This is a genomic window from Streptomyces sp. NPDC048514 (assembly GCF_043199955.1).
GTDB lineage: Bacteria > Actinomycetota > Actinomycetes > Streptomycetales > Streptomycetaceae > Streptomyces.
Genome location: NZ_JBICWT010000011.1, coordinates 362,968 through 380,403 on the forward strand (window position 1 = coordinate 362,968; position 17,436 = coordinate 380,403).

At 72.5% G+C, this 17,436-nt stretch carries 13 protein-coding genes, 2 tRNA genes and 1 riboswitch; of the genes, 8 read left to right on the top strand and 7 right to left on the bottom strand.

What is annotated here, in order from left to right:
• The first annotated feature begins 39 nt into the window (after positions 1-39).
• The 3 genes from ACGFT2_RS25805 (at position 40) to ACGFT2_RS25815 (ending at position 4,222) form a co-directional block, all read left to right on the top strand.
• The gene (locus tag ACGFT2_RS25805) at positions 40-2,229 is read left to right on the top strand and encodes a DEAD/DEAH box helicase (protein ID WP_393282154.1); all 2,190 of its coding nucleotides are present in this window, start codon (positions 40-42) and stop codon (positions 2,227-2,229) included.
• Between the two features lie 315 nt (positions 2,230-2,544).
• Positions 2,545-4,050, top strand: coding sequence for an amino acid permease (locus ACGFT2_RS25810; protein ID WP_393282156.1), 1,506 nt, complete (start codon positions 2,545-2,547; stop codon positions 4,048-4,050).
• 99 nt (positions 4,051-4,149) lie between these two features.
• Positions 4,150-4,222: transfer RNA gene (locus ACGFT2_RS25815), tRNA-Lys, on the top strand.
• A gap of 94 nt (positions 4,223-4,316) precedes the next feature.
• Here ACGFT2_RS25815 and ACGFT2_RS25820 read toward each other — a convergent pair.
• The 3 genes from ACGFT2_RS25820 to ACGFT2_RS25830 form a co-directional block, all read right to left on the bottom strand.
• On the bottom strand, positions 4,317-4,916 hold the full coding sequence (locus tag ACGFT2_RS25820) for a TetR/AcrR family transcriptional regulator (protein ID WP_393282158.1): 600 nt from the start codon (positions 4,914-4,916) through the stop codon (positions 4,317-4,319).
• A gap of 136 nt (positions 4,917-5,052) precedes the next feature.
• On the bottom strand, positions 5,053-5,724 hold the full coding sequence (ribA, locus tag ACGFT2_RS25825; RefSeq protein ID WP_393282160.1) for a GTP cyclohydrolase II: 672 nt from the start codon (positions 5,722-5,724) through the stop codon (positions 5,053-5,055).
• Between the two features lie 130 nt (positions 5,725-5,854).
• Positions 5,855-6,385, bottom strand: a complete 531-nt coding sequence (locus ACGFT2_RS25830; RefSeq protein ID WP_393282162.1) for a MarR family winged helix-turn-helix transcriptional regulator — start codon at positions 6,383-6,385, stop codon at positions 5,855-5,857.
• A gap of 76 nt (positions 6,386-6,461) precedes the next feature.
• Between ACGFT2_RS25830 and ACGFT2_RS25835 the strand changes: the two genes are divergently transcribed.
• From ACGFT2_RS25835 to ACGFT2_RS25855, 5 genes are all read left to right on the top strand, one after another.
• A complete protein-coding gene (locus tag ACGFT2_RS25835; RefSeq protein ID WP_393282163.1) occupies positions 6,462-7,595 on the top strand; it encodes a dihydrofolate reductase family protein in 1,134 nt (377 codons plus the stop codon).
• Positions 7,596-7,684: 89 nt separating this feature from the next.
• Positions 7,685-7,758 (top strand) — tRNA-Met (locus ACGFT2_RS25840).
• Positions 7,759-7,959: 201 nt separating this feature from the next.
• Positions 7,960-9,141 carry a PP2C family protein-serine/threonine phosphatase gene (locus tag ACGFT2_RS25845; RefSeq protein WP_393282164.1) on the top strand — a complete coding sequence of 394 codons (1,182 nt, stop codon included), beginning with the start codon at positions 7,960-7,962 and terminating at the stop codon, positions 9,139-9,141.
• A 258-nt stretch (positions 9,142-9,399) separates the two neighbouring features.
• Positions 9,400-9,569: riboswitch (cyclic di-AMP (ydaO/yuaA leader) on the top strand.
• 7 nt (positions 9,570-9,576) lie between these two features.
• Positions 9,577-10,608, top strand: coding sequence for a M23 family metallopeptidase (locus ACGFT2_RS25850; protein WP_393282165.1), 1,032 nt, complete (start codon positions 9,577-9,579; stop codon positions 10,606-10,608).
• 198 nt (positions 10,609-10,806) lie between these two features.
• Positions 10,807-11,751, top strand: coding sequence for an aldo/keto reductase (locus ACGFT2_RS25855; RefSeq protein ID WP_393282167.1), 945 nt, complete (start codon positions 10,807-10,809; stop codon positions 11,749-11,751).
• A 99-nt stretch (positions 11,752-11,850) separates the two neighbouring features.
• Here the strand turns inward: ACGFT2_RS25855 and ACGFT2_RS25860 are convergent, their stop codons facing one another.
• The 4 genes from ACGFT2_RS25860 to ACGFT2_RS25875 form a co-directional block, all read right to left on the bottom strand.
• Entirely contained in the window at positions 11,851-13,164 is a 1,314-nt protein-coding gene (locus tag ACGFT2_RS25860; RefSeq protein WP_393282168.1) for a PrsW family intramembrane metalloprotease, read from the bottom strand.
• Between the two features lie 42 nt (positions 13,165-13,206).
• The gene (trmB, locus tag ACGFT2_RS25865; protein WP_393282169.1) at positions 13,207-14,067 is read right to left on the bottom strand and encodes a tRNA (guanosine(46)-N7)-methyltransferase TrmB; all 861 of its coding nucleotides are present in this window, start codon (positions 14,065-14,067) and stop codon (positions 13,207-13,209) included.
• 267 nt (positions 14,068-14,334) lie between these two features.
• Positions 14,335-15,552, bottom strand: coding sequence for an L-2-hydroxyglutarate oxidase (gene lhgO, locus ACGFT2_RS25870; RefSeq protein WP_393282171.1), 1,218 nt, complete (start codon positions 15,550-15,552; stop codon positions 14,335-14,337).
• Positions 15,553-15,686: 134 nt separating this feature from the next.
• Entirely contained in the window at positions 15,687-17,111 is a 1,425-nt protein-coding gene (locus tag ACGFT2_RS25875; RefSeq protein WP_393282173.1) for an MFS transporter, read from the bottom strand.
• Between the last annotated feature and the right edge of the window lie 325 nt (positions 17,112-17,436).

Consider the following 17,436-nt stretch of genomic DNA (forward strand, 5'->3'; position numbering starts at 1 on the left):
GGCGCGTGCCGAAGAGACTCCGGAAGGTTTCGCATTCGCATGTCCGTGTCCAGTACTGACCAGATCGTCGTGTCCGAGAACGACAACGAACTCACCGACGTGACGACCGAGGTCACCGAGGCCCCCGAGGCCACTGACACCCCTCAGTCCCCCCAGATCACCTTCGCCGACCTCGGCCTCCCCGAGGGCATCGTGCGCAAGCTCGCACAGAACGGCGTGACGACCCCCTTCCCGATCCAGGCCGCGACCATCCCGGACGCCCTGGCCGGCAAGGACATCCTCGGCCGTGGCCGCACCGGCTCCGGCAAGACCCTCTCCTTCGGTCTGCCGACCCTGGCGCGGCTCGCCGGCGGCCACACCGAGAAGAAGAAGCCGCGCGCCGTCATCCTCACGCCGACCCGTGAGCTGGCCATGCAGGTCGCCGACGCGCTGCAGCCCTACGGCGACGTCCTCGGCCTCAAGATGAAGGTCGTCTGCGGCGGTACGTCGATGGGCAACCAGATCTACGCCCTGGAGCGCGGCGTCGACGTCCTCGTCGCCACGCCGGGCCGGCTGCGCGACATCATCAACCGCGGCGCGTGCTCCCTGGAGAACACCCAGATCGCCGTCCTCGACGAGGCCGACCAGATGTCCGACCTGGGCTTCCTGCCCGAGGTCACCGAGCTGCTCGACCAGGTCCCGGCCGGCGGCCAGCGCATGCTGTTCTCGGCCACGATGGAGAACGAGATCTCCACGCTGGTCAAGCGCTACCTGACCGACCCGGTCACGCACGAGGTCGACAGCGCCCAGGGCAACGTCACGACCATGTCGCACCACATCCTCATCGTGAAGCCCAAGGACAAGGCGCCGGTCACCGCCGCGATCGCCTCCCGCAAGGGCCGCACGATCATCTTCGTCCGCACGCAGCTCGGCGCCGACCGCATCGCGGAGCAGCTCCGCGACGCCGGTGTGAAGGCCGACGCGCTGCACGGCGGCATGACGCAGGGCGCCCGCACCCGGACGCTGGCCGACTTCAAGGACGGCTACGTCAACGCGCTCGTCGCCACCGACGTCGCCGCCCGGGGCATCCACGTCGACGGCATCGACCTGGTCCTGAACGTGGACCCGGCCGGTGACCACAAGGACTACCTGCACCGCTCCGGCCGTACCGCTCGCGCCGGCCGCACGGGCACCGTGGTGTCCCTGTCGCTGCCGCACCAGCGGCGCCAGATCTTCCGCCTCATGGAGGACGCCGGCGTCGACGCCGGCCGTCACATCATCCAGGGCGGTGCCGCCTTCGACCCGGAGGTCGCCGAGATCACCGGCGCCCGGTCCATGACCGAGGTCCAGGCCGAGTCCGCGGGCAACGCCGCCCAGCAGGCCGAGCGGGAGGTCGTCCAGCTCACCAAGGAGCTGGAGCGCGCCCAGCGCCGTGCGACCGAGCTGCGCGAGGAGGCCGACCGGCTGGTCGCGCGCGTCGCCCGCGACCGCGGCGAGGACCCGGAGACCGCGGTGGCCGAGGCCCAGGCGTCCGCCGCCGAAGCCCTGGCCGAGACGGCCGTCGCCGAGCAGCCCGCGGAGCGTAGCGCCGCGCGCGAGGAGCGCCCGGCGGCCTCGGCGCCGTATGAGCGCAAGGAGCGGCGCGGCTTCGAGCGCCGTGACGACCGTGGCGAGCGTGGTTTCGAGCGTCGTGACGACCGTGGTGACCGTGGTGGCCGTGGTTTCGAGCGTCGTGACGACCGTCGTTCGTTCGACCGTGACCGCGGTGAGCGTGGTTTCGAGCGTCGTGACGACCGTGGTGACCGTGGTGGCCGTGGTTTCGAGCGTCGCGACGACCGTCGTTCGTTCGACCGTGACCGCGGTGAGCGTGGTTTCGAGCGTCGTGACGACCGTGGTGGCCGTGGTTTCGAGCGTCGCGACGACCGCGGTGACCGCGGTGACCGCGGTGACCGTGGTGGCCGTTCCTTCGAGCGCCGCGACGAGCGCCGTCCGTTCGACCGTGACCGCGGTGGCCGTCCCTTCGAGCGCCGCGACGACCGTGGCGGCTTCCGCCGGGACGAGCGCGGCGGACACCGGGGCAGCGACCGTCCGTTCAACCGCGAGCGCCGCGACGACCGTCCGGGCTTCCGCCCCGGTGGCCACGACCGCCCCGGTGGCCACGACCGTCCCAACGGCCGTCGTGACGACCACCGTGGCACCGGCTCCTTCGGCCGCCGCGACGACAAGCCGCGCTGGAAGCGCAACGGCTGACGCCCACTGAGGCGAGGAAGGGGCCGCCCGCCCCCGGGCGGGGGGGGGGGGGGGGGGGGGGGGGGGGGGGGGGGGGGGGGGGGGCGGCGGGGGGGGGGGGGGGGGGGGGGGGGGGGGGGGGGGGGGGGGGGGGGGGGGGTCCGCGCGCCCCCCCCCCCCGGCCCGGCCCCCCCCCCCCCCCCCCCCCCCCCCCCCCCCCCCCCCCCCTCCGCCGTTCCGGGTGCGCGAGCGGCCGGGCCCGCAAGGGGCTTTTCCGGCCACATGGAGTCGACTCGTGACGCATGTCACGCCCCCGGCGAGGGAATTGCTGGGGGCATGACAGATGACGCGAGAGTGGGCGGCTTGTCGGACGAGGAACGACTGGCCCAGCTCGGTTACACCCAGGTCCTCGCCCGCCGGATGTCGGCGTTCTCGAACTACGCCGTCTCCTTCACGATCATCTCGGTGCTGTCCGGCTGTCTCACCCTGTACCTGTTCGGAATGACCACCGGCGGCCCGGCGGTGATCACGTGGGGGTGGGTCGCGGTCGGCCTGATGACCCTGTTCGTCGGCCTCTCGATGGCCGAAATCTGCTCCGCCTACCCGACATCGGCCGGTCTGTACTTCTGGGCCCACCGGCTGGCCCCGCCGCGCTCGGCGGCGGCCTGGGCGTGGTTCACGGGCTGGTTCAACGTGCTGGGCCAGGTCGCGGTGACTGCGGGCATCGACTTCGGCGCGGCCTCCTTCCTGGGCGCGTACCTGAACCTCCAGTTCGGCTTCGAGGTGACCCCGGGCCGCACGGTGCTGCTGTTCGCGGCGATCCTCGTGCTGCACGGCCTGCTGAACACCTTCGGCGTCCGGATCGTCGCCTTCCTGAACAGCGTGAGCGTGTGGTGGCACGTCCTCGGCGTCGCGGTCATCGTCGGCGCCCTCGCCCTCGTCCCCGACCATCACCAGTCGGCGTCCTTCGTGTTCACGCACTTCGTCGACGAGACGGGCTGGGGCAGCGGCCCGTACGTCGTCCTGCTCGGCCTGCTGATGGCCCAGTACACCTTCACCGGTTACGACGCCTCGGCCCATATGACGGAGGAGACCCACGACGCGTCCACGGCCGGGCCCCGGGGCATCGTCCGGTCCATCTGGACCTCCTGGATCGCCGGCTTCGTCCTGCTGCTGGGCTTCACCTTCGCCATCCAGTCCTACGACAAGGAGCTGGCCTCCCCCACGGGCGCCCCGCCGGCCCAGATCCTCCTCGACGCCCTCGGCGCCACGACCGGCAAACTCCTGCTGCTGGTGGTGATCGGCGCCCAGCTGTTCTGCGGCATGGCCTCCGTCACCGCCAACAGCCGCATGATCTACGCCTTTTCCCGGGACGGCGCACTGCCCTTCTCGCACGTCTGGCACACCGTCAGCCCACGCACCCGCACTCCGGTGGCGGCGGTCTGGCTGGCCGCACTGGCCGCCCTCGCCCTGGGCCTGCCCTACCTCATCAACTCGACGGCCTACGCGGCGGTGACCTCGATCGCGGTCATCGGCCTGTACATCGCGTACGTCATCCCGACCTTCCTGCGGATCCGCAGGGGCGCGGCCTTCGAGCGCGGGCCCTGGCACCTGGGTCGCTGGTCGCAGACCATAGGGGTCGTCTCGGTGCTCTGGGTCGCCGTGATCACGATCCTCTTCATGCTCCCGCAGGTCTCCCCGGTCACCTGGAAGACCTTCAACTACGCCCCGGTCGCCGTCCTGGTCGTCCTGGGCTTCGCCGCCGCCTGGTGGCTGGCCTCGGCCCGTCACTGGTTCCTCGCCCGGACCCCGGCCCCCATGCCGGAATCCGCCGAAACGTGACCAACGCCCCGCTCCGTCCCTCCCCGACGCGGCCGGTGTCCCGATACCCGATCGGAGACCCGGCCTCGTCCCGCTATGCTCGGACAGGCAACATCGCCCGGGCCCTTAGCTCAATTGGCAGAGCAGTGGACTTTTAATCCATTGGTTGTGGGTTCGAGTCCCACAGGGCCTACGGCTGCGGGAGGAGGGGTCACCCCCTCCGACCTGCCGTACAGCGCCCGAGCCGGCTTCGGCCGACTCGGGCGCTGTGGTGTTTCCACAGGCGGTCAGGGCGGCCCGCAGCGGGACGCGGGGTCCGCGACGATCCGCTCGACCGCGGCCGCGACCAGCTCGTCGCGCTCCGCCTCGGTGAGGACGTCGGGCAGGGTGAGCTGTTCGACGATCAGCCAGTTCAGGGTGAGGTACAGCAGTTTGACGGCCATGGCGTCGCCGGGGAGCCCGGAGGCCTCGTGGTAGGCCACGTTGGCGTCCAGGTCGGCGCGGACGCGCTCGGTGAGGACGGCGCGCAGCCCGGGGCGGCGGGTGGCCTCGAGGCGCAGTTCCAGCAGCGCGAGGTAGCCGGTGCGGAAGGCGGAGACACGGCCGACGAGTTCCCGCATCAGCAGCGTGTACGTGGCCCGGTCGCGGTCGGCGGTCCGCTGGCGGGTGACGGTGGCCTCGTCGGGCCGCAGCCGCTCGTAGACCCGGGCGCCGGCCTGGGTGAGAAGGTCGTCGCGGTCGGCGAAGTAGTTGGAGGCCGTGCCGAGCGGCACGGCGGCCTCGGCGTCCACCGACCGGAAGGTGAGCCCCCGGGCGCCTTCCCTGGCCAGCACCTCGATCGCGGCGTCGACGAGCGCGGCGCGCCGCCGGTCGTTCCGTCTCACCATGGGCCGCGACTCCGGTGCGCTGTTGGGGACTTGGCAGGGACCACTTCGGGCACAGTACTGCAGGCGAAGTGATCGGTGCCGTGCGAGAGCTCTTCCTCCGCGCCACGCCCGCGCCACGCCCGCGCCGTGCCCGTGCTCAGCCCACGATCGGTTCCGGCAGCCCGGTCACCCCGTGCCCGCCGTTCACTCCGTTCAGCTCGGCGAGCGGCAGCGTGTGCTGGGTCTGGAGGACCTTCGCGCGCAGGTAGCGGACGTTGTGGGCCGTGGTGAAGACACCGGTCGGCACCCGGTCCCGGACGGCGGTGCCCAGCGCGCGGAGCTGCTCGGCCTTGTCGGGGTTGTTCGACAGGAGGTCCAGTTCGCCGATGCCGAGCGCGGCGAGCATCTGCGCGGCGGCGGTGTAGTCGCGGGCGTCCTCCGGCAGGCCGAGCGCGGCGTTCGCCTCATAGGTGTCGAGGCCCTGGTCCTGGAGGGCGTAGGCGTCGAGCTTGTTGTAGAGGCCGATACCGCGGCCCTCCTGGCGCAGATAGAGCAGCACGCCGCCGCGGTCGGCGATGCGCTCGACCGCCTCGCGCAGCTGGGGCCCGCAGTCGCAGCGGGCGGAGCCGAACACGTCGCCGGTCAGGCACTCGGAGTGCAGCCGCACCAGCGGGACCGGGCCGGGGTCGCCGAGGACGACGGCGATGTGCTCCCGGCCGTCGGCGAGACCGTGGAAGGTGACGAGCTCCGCGTCGGCGCCGTAACCGTCGTGGAAGCGCAGCGGTACCCGGACGCGGGCGCGCGGGGTGGCGGCGGGGGTGTCGGGCATGCGGATCTCCGGGATCTGTCCGTACTATCTGCTTCAGTTTTGAAGCAGATGCCAAGATCCGGACCCTATCCCATGCTTTAAAGTTGAAGCAATGAACGGCGAGGCCTTCGTGCGAACTGCCCCGGCCGGCTCACTCGTCGGTGGTGCCCGAACACGGCGACGAGCGCCGGCGCCACGGCACGTCCTCCACGGCCGCCTGCGCCTGGCCCTCCCCCTCCAGCCCTCGGGCGATCCCCGTGCAGATGTCCTCCAGCTGCCCCACCTGCTCCGGGCCGAGCCGGTCGAACAGGACACTGCGTACCGTCCCGACGTGGCCGGGTGCCGTACGCTCCAGCACGGTCATGCCCTCGTCCGTCAGCACCGCGAGACTGCTGCGCCTGTCCCGGCGGCAGTCCTCCCGGCGCACCAGCCCGTCCCGCTCCAGCCGCGTCACCACGTACGTCAGCCTGCTGCGGGTGATCTTCAGCGTCTCCGCGAGGTCGGTCATGCGCAGCCGCCGGTCGGGTGCCTCGGAGAGGTTGGCCAGTACCGAGTAGAACAGGTGGGGCATGCCGCCCTCCTGCTGGAGCTGCCGGTCGATCGCGTCCTCCAGCAGCCGGGAGGCGGCGAGGTAGGCGCGCCAGGCGCGCTGCTCCTCGGGGGTGAGCCAGCGGGTCGTCATGCCGCCAGTGTAAGTTTGTTTCAAACTTGAACCAAGATTCGGTGAGTCCGCCGGGTCGCCGCGAGGGAGTGCGCCGATGCCTTTGCCGTACGTGCTGCTGTCCGCCGCCGTCTCCCTCGACGGCTACCTGGACGACACCGGCCCCGAGCGGCTGCTGCTGTCGAGTCCGGCCGACTTCGACCGGGTGGACGAGGTGCGGGCCGGCGCCGACGCGATCCTCGTCGGCGCCGGCACGATCCGCGCCGACAATCCGCGCCTGCTGGTCAACTCCGCCGAGCGGCGCGCGGCCCGGCTGGCGGAGGGCAGGCCCGCGTACCCGCTGAAGGTGACCGTCACCGCCTCCGGTGACCTCGACCCCGACGCCCACTTCTGGCACACCGGCGGCGAGAAACTCGTCTACACGACCGACGACGGCGCCGAACGGGCCCGCCGCCTCCTCGGCGGCACCGCCGACGTCGTCCCGCTCGGCCCCGGCATCGACTGGCGGCTCCTGCTGGAACACCTGCACGAGGTGCGCGGGGTCGCGCGCCTGATGGTCGAGGGCGGCGGGCAGGTGCACACCCAGCTCCTGCGGCAGGGGCTCGCCGACGAACTCCAGCTGGTCCTCGCCCCGCTCTTCGTGGGCGACCCGGCGGCCCCGCGCCTGTTCGGGCCGGGGCCGTACCAGGGCGGCCGGCTGCGTCTGGTCGAGACCCTCCGCATCGAGGACGTCGTCCTCATGCGCTACGAGCCCACGGCTCCCGGTGCCGGTGCCGCCCCCACGGCCGCCGACCGGCACTGGCTGCGCACCGCCTGTGAACTCGCCGCCCTGTGCCCGCCCTCGGAGACGGCCTTCAGCGTCGGTGCCGTCGTGGTCGCCGCCGACGGCACCGAACTGGCTCGTGGCCACTCCCGGGAAGGCGGCGACCCGGTGGTCCACGCCGAGGAGGCGGCGCTGGCGAAGCTCGACACGGCCGATCCAAGGCTGGCCGGTGCCACGGTCTACAGCAGCCTGGAGCCCTGCGCCCGCCGCGCCTCCCGGCCCGTGCCCTGCGCCGAGCTGATCCTGCGGGCCGGGGTGCGCCGGGTGGTCACCGCCTGGCGGGAGCCGGACACCTTCGTCGCGGGGGCCGACGGCACCGGCCTGCTGCTGGGCAGCGGAGCCGAGGTCGTCGTACTCCCCGAGTTCGAGGCGCCGGCCAAGGCGCCGAACGCGCACCTGCCGAGCTGAGCGGCACCCCCGGAGCCCCGGTGATCGGGGCCCGGAGGAAACCGGTGTGCAACCACTCCTTCGCATGGCGTATGCTTGAGACACAACGACGCGGGGTGGAGCAGCTCGGTAGCTCGCTGGGCTCATAACCCAGAGGTCGCAGGTTCAAATCCTGTCCCCGCTACTGAAGACTCAGGGCCGGAATCCAGTACTTGGATTCCGGCCCTGAGTGTTTGTCCGGCGCCGTCCCGCCGGAGAGGGCGGTCACGGCGATCGGGGCCACGTGGCGTACGTCACAGTCGATCATCCGGTCGGTCCACACCGGTCGCCCCGCGTCCCGGGGCCCGCAACCCTGGACCTACGTCGGACACGTGGGAGACATGCGGTGCGCCCTGGTGAGCTGGAGGAGAACGCGTACGCCAGGGCCGGCGGCAGGCTCCCCGGCGACCTCGTGCCGGACCCGGGTATCGGTGACGAGCCCGCACCCGTGCGAAGGTCCCGCCGCCCCGGCCCACGCGCCCTGGCCCGCGCCCTGCCCGCCCTCCTCGTCGCGGGCGGTGTCCTCTACGGCCTGCTCACACCTGAGGGCTTCACCGCCGTCCCGTTCTTCACCGCCGCCCCGCTGATCGCGGCGCCCCTGTCCGCACTGCGCACCACGGTCCTGACCGGCCTGGCCGCCCTCGCCGCCGCGTACGCCGTGAACGCCCAGGCCGGCGGCCACTCGGCGCCGGCCACCGTCACCGACGGCGTGACCGTCGCCACGGTCGCCCTGCTGGCCGTCGCCATCAACCGCGCCGTCCGCCTCGGCGACCGGCGGCTGGCCTCCGCCCGGGAGATCGCCGAGGCCGCCCAGCGGGCCGTCCTGCCCCAGCCCGCCGAGCGGATCGGCGGCTTCGAGATCGCCGCCTGCTACGAGGCGGCGCGCCGGGACGCGTCCATCGGCGGCGACCTGTACGCGGTGCAGGACAGCCCGTACGGCGTGCGGCTGGTCGTCGGGGACGTGCGCGGCAAGGGCTTGAGTGCGGTCGCCGCCGTCGCCGTGGTGATCGGGGCGTTCCGGGAGGCGGCCGAGCAGGAGGCCACGCTGGAGGCGGTGGCTCAGCGCCTGGAGCGGGCGCTGGCCCGCGAGGGCACCCGGCGGGACGGTATCGACGCGTTCGAGGGCTTCACCACCGCCGTGCTCGCCGAACTCCCGCACGGTGACGGCGTCGTACGGGTCGTCAACCGCGGCCATCCGGCGCCGCTGGTGCTGCACGCCGACGGCTCCCTGCGGACCCTGACCGGGCACGAACCGGCGCTGCCGCTCGGCATGCGTGACCTCGGCGGCTGGCCCGACCGGGCACTGGAGACCCGTTTCCCGAGCGGGGCCACCCTGCTGCTCTACACCGACGGCCTGTCCGAGGCCCGGGACGCCCACGGCCGCTTCTACGAACCCGAGCGGCGGCTGGCCGGCCGCGTCTTCCCCGGCCCCGGCGCGCTGCTGGGCCGGCTCGCCGCGGAGGTGCGGCGGCACTCCGGGGGCGGGATGGCGGACGACATGGCGCTGCTCGCCGTACGGCAACCGTGAACGGCTCGCCGTACGGCGGTCGTGACCGCCCTCACCGTCGGTGACCGCACGACCCCCGTCCGCAGGACACCTGAGTCACCATCAAAACCTCTGTGACTCCTGAATCTCGGTCAACTCGCCCGATTTGCAGCGGACTGCAGGGTAAGTCCATGGCCGGGAACATTAATGATCAAGCCGAACGGCTTGGAAACCACCTGCCGGGTCTATTAACGTTCGATAACGCAGCGCGGTCGTCCCAGCCGTCACAAGAGACGGCTCCGTGCGCACGCGCCGAATCCCGCGAGGGAACCGGGGAACCACCACCTTTGGGGTGAATCACGCGAAAGCCGTCGTGAACTCGCTGAGTCCACGTCCGGTTTACGCGCGTAGGAGACCTTCCTGCTCCGAACCCGTCAGCTAACCCGGTAGGCGGCGGAAGGAAAGGAGCGCGCCCGCGTGGCGTCCAACCGGCCTGCCCCAGAAGCCCCGTTCATACCGGCACCGTCCGAGCCCGAGACCTTCGGGTACGGCTCCTACAGCGCCGAGGAGGGCCCCTGGGAGGAGTGGAATCCCACCGAGGAGTCCATCACCCCGGTTCGCGGCCGGCACCGCGTCGCCAAGCAGCGCGGCGGATTCGCCCGCAGCTCCACCGTCCTCGGCGTCGGCGTGATCGCCGCGGTCGGCGCGGGCGGCATGGCCAGCGCCAACACCGGCAAGCCGCCGGTGTCCATCTCCCTGCCGGACCTGCCCTCCATGGGTTCGCTGTTCGAGGACGGCTCCTCGCCGGCGCCCGAGGCGAGCACCACCGCGCTCAGCGACGTCGGCGTGACCTCCGCGGACACCGAGCAGCACACCGACGCGGGCGAGACCCTGCGCAACCGGATCATGGCCCAGGCCGAGCAGCAGCAGAGCAAGGCCGACAGCAGGGCCACCGCCGCCGCGCTGGCCACCGCCGAGAAGCAGAGCGCGGAAGCCGCCGCCAAGGCGGAGAAGGAGGCCGCGGCCAAGGCCGCCGCCGCCAAGGAGAAGGCGGAGGCCGACGCCGAGAAGGCGGCCGAGGCGAAGCGGCTGGCCGAGCTGGCCAAGCAGTACACGCTGCCGACGTCCTCGTACACGATCACCTCGACCTTCGGCCAGGCCGGTTCGATGTGGTCCTCAGGCCACCACACCGGCCTCGACTTCGCCGCCCCCACGGGCACCCTCATCAAGGCCATCCACGGCGGCACGATCACCCAGGCGGGCTGGGCCGGCTCCTACGGCTACCGGACGGTCCTCACCCTCGACGACGGCACGGAGCTGTGGTTCTGCCACCAGTCCTCGATCAGTGTCTCCGTCGGCCAGAAGGTCGGCACGGGCGACGTCATCGGCCGCGTCGGCGCCACCGGCAACGTCACCGGCCCGCACCTGCACCTGGAGGTCCACCCGAACGGCGACGCCACCGGCATCGACCCGATGGCGTGGCTGCAGGGCAAGGGCATCAACCCCTGACCTTCGCTGCGCGGGACCGCGGGGTGCTCGTCGGCGGAAGACCTGCCGGCGTCCGGCTTCGCGGAAGCCCCCGTGGCGTCCGGCTTCGCGGAAGCCCCGGTGGCGTCCTCCTGTACGGAGCCCTGGGGCGCCCGCCTTTGCGGGAACTTGGCGCCGATGGCGGAATGGGATCATCCGCTGTCGGTGTTGACGCGAAGTATGACTTCTCCGCGCAAACTCGGTTCCTCCGACCTCGAGGTCTTCCCGCTCGCCCTCGGCGGCAACGTCTTCGGCTGGACCGCCGACGAGCAGGCCTCCTTCGCCGTCCTCGACGCCTACACGGCCGCCGGTGGCAACTTCCTGGACACCGCGGACAGCTACAGCGCCTGGATCGAGGGCAACCAGGGCGGTGAGTCCGAGACGATCATCGGCAAGTGGGTCAAGGCCCGCGGCAACCGCGCCGACGTCGTCATCGCCACCAAGGTCAGCCAGCACCCGGAGTACCAGGGTCTGAGCGCCGCCAACATCAAGGCGGCCGCCGACGCCTCGCTCCGCCGGCTGGGCACCGACCACATCGACCTCTACTACACCCACTTCGACAAGCCCGAGGTGCCTGTAGAGGAGATCATCGGCGCGCTGGACGAGCTGGTGAAGGCCGGCAAGGTCCGGCACATCGGCGCCTCCAACATCACCCCCGAGCGCCTGAAGGCCTCGCTCGACCTCTCCGACCGCGAGGGCCTGGCCCGCTATGTCGCCCTCCAGCCCCACTACAACCTGGTCTCCCGGGACACCTACGAAGGCCCGCTGCAGGACCTGGCAGACCGTGAGGGCCTCGCGGCCGTGCCCTACTTCTCCCTCGCCTCGGGCTTCCTGACCGGTAAGTACCGTCCCGGCGCGACCGTCGACAGCGCCCGGGCCGACGGGGCCGCCAAGCACCTCGAGTCCGAGCGCGGCCGGCGGGTCCTGGCGGCCCTGGACGAGGTCGCCGAGGCCCACCGGGTCCCGGTCGCGACGGTCGCCCTGGCCTGGCTCGCCGCCCAGCCGACCGTCGTGGCCCCCATCGCCTCGGCCCGGACGGTGGACCAGCTCCCGGCGCTGCTGCAGGTGGCCGGGCTGACCCTGCCGGACGAGGACCTGCAGAAGCTGACGGACGCGTCGGCGTAGCGCGGCCGCACCCGGCCGGGTGGCGTGCCACGCGGCCGCACCCGGCACGCGAAAGCGCGCTGGTCTGGGCGATACAGGTGGGGCGCGGGAGTGCGGGAGTCAGGGCCGATACGAGTGGTACGCGGGGTACGGCACCGTCGGGTAGCCGTACGGCGGCGGGGTCCAGTACACCGGAGCCGCCGGCGCCGGAGCCGGCGCGGAGGCCCTGGCCGCGTAGTCCAGGGCCGGCCGTGCGACCGCCCTGCGCTGCCACAGCTCGGTCAGCAGTTCCCGCTCGCGTACGACGAAGTCCGCCCCGGCCCGCCCCCGCCGCCCCCGGTGCCGCAGGAACGCGAGCGAGGTGGCGTACGCCTCGTACTCGGCCACCGTGCGCGCCGCCGGCCGGCCCCCGAAGTGGTGCCGGGCGTACTCCCGGGCCATCCGCCGCGCCCGCATCGACCCGAGCGCGATCGGCTCGGCCGGCCCCAGCCATCCGGCCAGCACGTACGCCGGCAGTTCCGTCTGCACGGTCCGCAGCTCCCGCTGCCTCGTCCAGACCGCGAGCCAGGTCAGCAGGGCGAACACGGGCACCATGAACCCGCCGTAGACCGCGAAGAACCCGTACTGCCCGAAGGTGGAGGACCCGTTCCAGAGGGCGTGCATGGTCATCGCGAGCAGCAGCCCGCACACCGGCAGCAGTGCCCGCCGAAGCCGCTGCCGCTCACCGGACAGCGCGGCGAGGCCGAAGCCGATGCCGGTCAGCACGGTGAACAGGGGGTGCGCGAACGGGGACATCACGATGCGCACGAAGAACGTCGCGGCGGTGACGGAGGCGATACCGCGGTCACCGCTCAGCTGGTCGGTCCCGAAGGCCGTGCCGAGATAGAGGATGTTCTCGGTGAACGCGAACCCGGTGGCGGTGATCCCGGCTATCACCACCCCGTCCACGAGCCCGGTGAAATGACGTCTGCGGAAGAGGAAGACCAGCAGTACGGCCGCGGCCTTGGCGGACTCCTCGACGACCGGGGCTATCACCGTGGCGCCGAGGGTGTCGGCGCCGGCCGGGTCTGCGGTGGCGGTGGCTATCCACTTGGTCGCGAAGGTGTTGGCGACGATGGCCATCAGCGCCGCCGCGCAGGCACCCCAGGCGAAGGCGAAGACCAGGTTCCGCCAGGGGCCCGGCTCCACCCGGTCCAGCCAGCGGAAGGCGGCCGTCAGCCAGGGCACGGGCAGCACGGCCAGGCCCAGCCCCACCAGAAGCCCCTCGGTGCCGGTCTGCCGCCGCACCAGCGCGAGGATCACCAGCCCGGACAGCACCAGCAGGGTGATCAGTGCTCCGTACCTGACCCACCCGCGCTGCCACCAGTGCGGGTGCCGGAGCAGTCCGGTGCCGGGGCCGGCGGGGGGAGTCGGAAACGGAGCACTGGTGGCCACGGCATCGACCCTAACGGTGACGGGACGAGGGTCTGGAGCGGTTTACCGGCCCGTCCGCAGAACCTGCGGTCCGGGTGGCTGGCCGTTCCGGTGCGGTACGCGCCGGAACAGCAGATCGTTCACGACATGACCCTTGTCCAGTCCCTGTCCCTCGAAACGGGTCAGCGGCCGGGACGCCGGGCGAGCCGCGAAACCGCCCTCGGCCTGCGTGTTCTCGAAGTCGGGATGCGCGCCGAGCACCTCGAGCATCTGTTCGGCGTACGGCTCCCAGTCGGTCGCGCAGTGCACGAGCGCGCCGGGCTTCAGCCGGGTGGCGGCGAGCGTCAGGAACTCGGGCTGGATCAGCCGCCGCTTGTGGTGCCGCTTCTTGGGCCAGGGATCGGGGAAGTAGACGCGCAGCCCGTCCAGCGAGTCGGGCCGGAGCATCTCGCGGAGCAGGATGATCGCGTCACCGTTGCCCACGCGGATGTTGGAGAGCCCGTTGTGGTCGGCGAGGTTGAGCAGATTGCCCTGCCCGGGGGTGTGCACGTCGACCGCGAGGATGTTGGTGCCGGGGTCGGCGGCGGCCATCTGAGCGGTGGCCTCCCCCATCCCGAAGCCGATCTCCAGCACGACGGGGCCGTCGTTCCCGAACAGCTCGGCCGGATCGATGACCTGCCGGCCGTCTATGTCGAACCCCCACTTGGGCCACAGCCGCTGCAGCGCGTCGGCCTGCCCGGCCGTCACTCGGCTGCGCCGCGGCTGGAAACTGCGGATCCGCCGCTCGAAGTGCGATCCGGCCGGATCGGCCTTGGGCCCGTCGGGGAACCGGGGCTCTCCCTTGGTCCGGGTGTGCCGGACGGACACACCGGGGGCGTGCGGGGCCGACGGCGGGACTTCGGGGGTGTTGAGGAAATCAGACACAGTGCCACCGATTTTACGGGCCCGCGCGGGTACGCCCCGTCGGCCGGCGGGGGGGGCTCCGCGCGGGCGCCCTGTCGCCGGCGGCCCCCGGCGGCCACCGGTGTGTGGTGCCGGCCGGGGTCTGGTGTGCGGTGCCGGCCGACGTCCGGTGTGTGGTGCCTGCCGGGGTCTGGTGTGCGGTGCCGGCCGACGTCCGGTGTGTGGTGCCTGCCGGGGTCCGGTGTGTGGTGCCTGGCGGGTCCGGTGGCGGAGCCGCCGGTGTGGCCGCTACAGCGAGCCGAGCAGATCCAGTACCCGGCGCCCGACCTCCCTGCCGATCGGGAGGGACGCGGTGGCCGCGGGAGACGGCGCGTTCAGCACGTGCACCGCCCGCACCCCCTCCCGGATCAGGAAGTCGTCCACGAGCGTGCCGTCCCGCAGCACCGCCTGCGCCCGCACCCCGGCGGGGGCCCGCACCAGGTCCCCGGCATCCACCCCGGGCAGCAGTCTGCGCACCGCCTCGAGGAACGCCCCCTTGGACAGCGACCGGTGCAGCTCCCCCGCGCCGTACCGCCAGTGCCGCCGGGCGATCGCCCATGATCCCGGCCACGCCACGGTCCCGGCCAGCTCCCGGGGCCGTACGACCCCCCAGCCGTACCCCTCCCGGGCCAGTGCCGGCACCGCGTTCGGCCCGATGTGGACGCCCCCGTCGATCCCCCTGGTCAGGTGCACGCCGAGGAACGGGAACGCCGGGTCCGGCACCGGGTACACCAGCCCGCGCACCAGCTCAGGCCGCGCCAGCTCGTAGTACTCCCCGCGGAACGGGACGATCCGCACCCCGGGCTCGTCCCCGGTCAGCCGTGCCACCTCGTCGCAGTGCAGTCCGGCGCAGTTCACCAGCACGCGGGCGCGGAGCACGTCCCCGCCGGCGGTGAGGACGGCCACGCCCCGGTCCGGCCGCCGGTCCACCCGGACTACCCGCGCGCCGTAGCGGATCTCCGCCCCGGAGGCCCGGGCCAGCTGCCGTGCGACGCCCACGAAGTCGCACACGCCGGTCGTGCCGACGTGTATCGCCGCGAGGCCGCGCACCTCCGGCTCGTACTCGGCGATCTGTGCGGCTCCCAGCTCCCGGACCGGGATGCCGTTCTCCCGGCCGCGCTGCACGAGCCCGTGCAGCCGCGGCAGCTCCTCCCGCTCGGTGGCGACGATCAGCTTGCCGGTGACGGCGTGCGCGATGCCGTACTCGGCGCAGAACTTCACCATCTCGGCGGCGCCCCGCACCGCGTACCGCGCCTTGAGCGAGCCCGGCCGGTAGTAGATCCCGCTGTGGATGACCCCGCTGTTGCGACCCGTCTGGTGCCGGGCCGGGCCCGGCTCCTTCTCCAGCACGGTCACCCGCGTGCCCGGCGCGCTCCGCGTGATCGCGTACGCCGTCGACAGGCCGACGATCCCCCCGCCGACCACGAGCACGTCACAGTCGTACGCCCCGACCGGCACCTGCACCACCTCCCACCTCGATAGTGCACTGCGCCACTGACAGTGGCTTCAAACGCCGGAGAGTGCGGCGCCGGCAAGGGGCGGGAAGGTCTCGCCGCCTCCGCACCGGGGCCATCAGCGGGGGAGGAAAGGTCTCGCCGCTGCTACGCCGGGGCCATCAGCAGGGGCCGGGCCCGCTCGCGCAGCTCCACCACCCGCGGCTCGTCCCCGTACGGCTCCAGCCGGTGCAGCAGGTCCTTCACGTACTCCGTCGTCCGCGCCGACGAGATCCGACCGGCCACCTCCACGGCCCGTACGCCCTGCTCGCAGGCCGCGTCCAGATTCCCGGACTCCAGCTCGGCCACCGCCGAGACGACCAGCCGCAGCCCGTGCGACCGCACGAACTCCTCCGTGGGCTTCGACAGCGCCTGCTCGGTGAAGCGCCGGACCTGCCGCGGCGCCTTCAGGTCCCGGTAGCACTCGGCCGCGTCGGCGGCGAAACGGTCGTATCCGTAGAAACCGAGCCAGGTCGGGTCGCTGTCGCCCTCCCGGGACCGCTCGAGCCAGCCCTCGGACGCCTTCAGCGCCGCGCCCGCCGCCTGCGCGTCCCCGGCGCGCGCGTGGGCCCGCGCCTCGACCAGCCGGAAGAAGCTCATGGTGCGGGCCGTCGCCAGGCCCCGGTTGCGCTCCAGTGCGGCCTGCGCCAGATCGACCCCCTCGTCACCGAAGCCACGGTAGGTGGCCTGCAGAGACATGGAGGCGAGGACATAGCCCCCGAGCGGCACGTCGGCCGCCGCGCGCGCGAGTCGCAGCGCCTGGATGTAGTACCGCTGCGCGGCCTCCTGCTGTCCGGTGTCGAAGGCCATCCAGCCGGCGAGCCGGGTCAGTTCCGCTGAGGCCCCGAACAGGGCGCGGCCGACCTCGTCGGAGTAGGAGCCGAGCAGCAGCGGTGCCGCCTCCACCCGCAGGCACTCCGGCACCATCGACGAACGCCAGTCACCGCCCCCGTACTTGGAGTCCCATCGCCTGGCGTCCTCGGCGGCCTCCCGCAGCTTCTGCACATCGCTGTGGCCGACTTTGATCGGTGCGCCCGAGTCCTCGGCGGAGCCCGCCTCCCGCGCGACCGAACTGTCGGCGGGGGTTATCAGCCATCGTGAGGCGGGCGTTGCGTATGCGCTCACTGCGAACGATCCGGCGAGGGACTGCCAGATGCCGCCGGAGCCGGCCCGGCGCCCGGCGAGGTCGAGACGGTACAGCTCCGTCGCCGACTTCACCGCCTGTGCCACGTCTCTGGGGAAGGCGAGTCCCACTTCGGGCGCGGGGTCGGCGTCCGCCAGGCCGATCTCGTGGAGCGGCACCGGGCGGCCGAGCTTCTGCCCGATGGCGGCCGCGATGAGGTGCGGCGCCGCGCCCTGCGGCACCATGCCCTTCGACACCCAGCGCGCCACGGAGGTCTTGTCGTAGCGAAGCGTCAACCCGCGTTGTGCGCCGAGGTCGTTGACGCGCCGCGCGAGTCCTGCGTTGCTGATTCCCGCGAGGGCGAGAACGGCGCCGAGTTTCTCGTTCGGCCCGCGTTGCTCCCTGGACATGAGCCACCCCTCGACACAGACGGCTGTCGCGCTGGCATAAGCACGCGGCATTCGTAAACCCAGCGTAGTTCGCCGCATCCCAAGCGTTAAGGGGCATTGTTCCGGTTGGCGGGATTGTGGTCCGTACGAAGCGGCGGCCCTGTACGCACCGTGCACGGCCTGCCGCCGCGTGCCCCTGCCCGTGTGGCCGTGCGCCCGTCCGTGCGCTCTTCTCCGGCCATCCGGGGAGCGGTTCCATGGCTCTTGCGTGGGTCGGCCCGCTGTACTGGATCCAGCGGGCTGGGGGACACCGCCACCTACATCCCCGCGGGTGGCGGACCGGTCC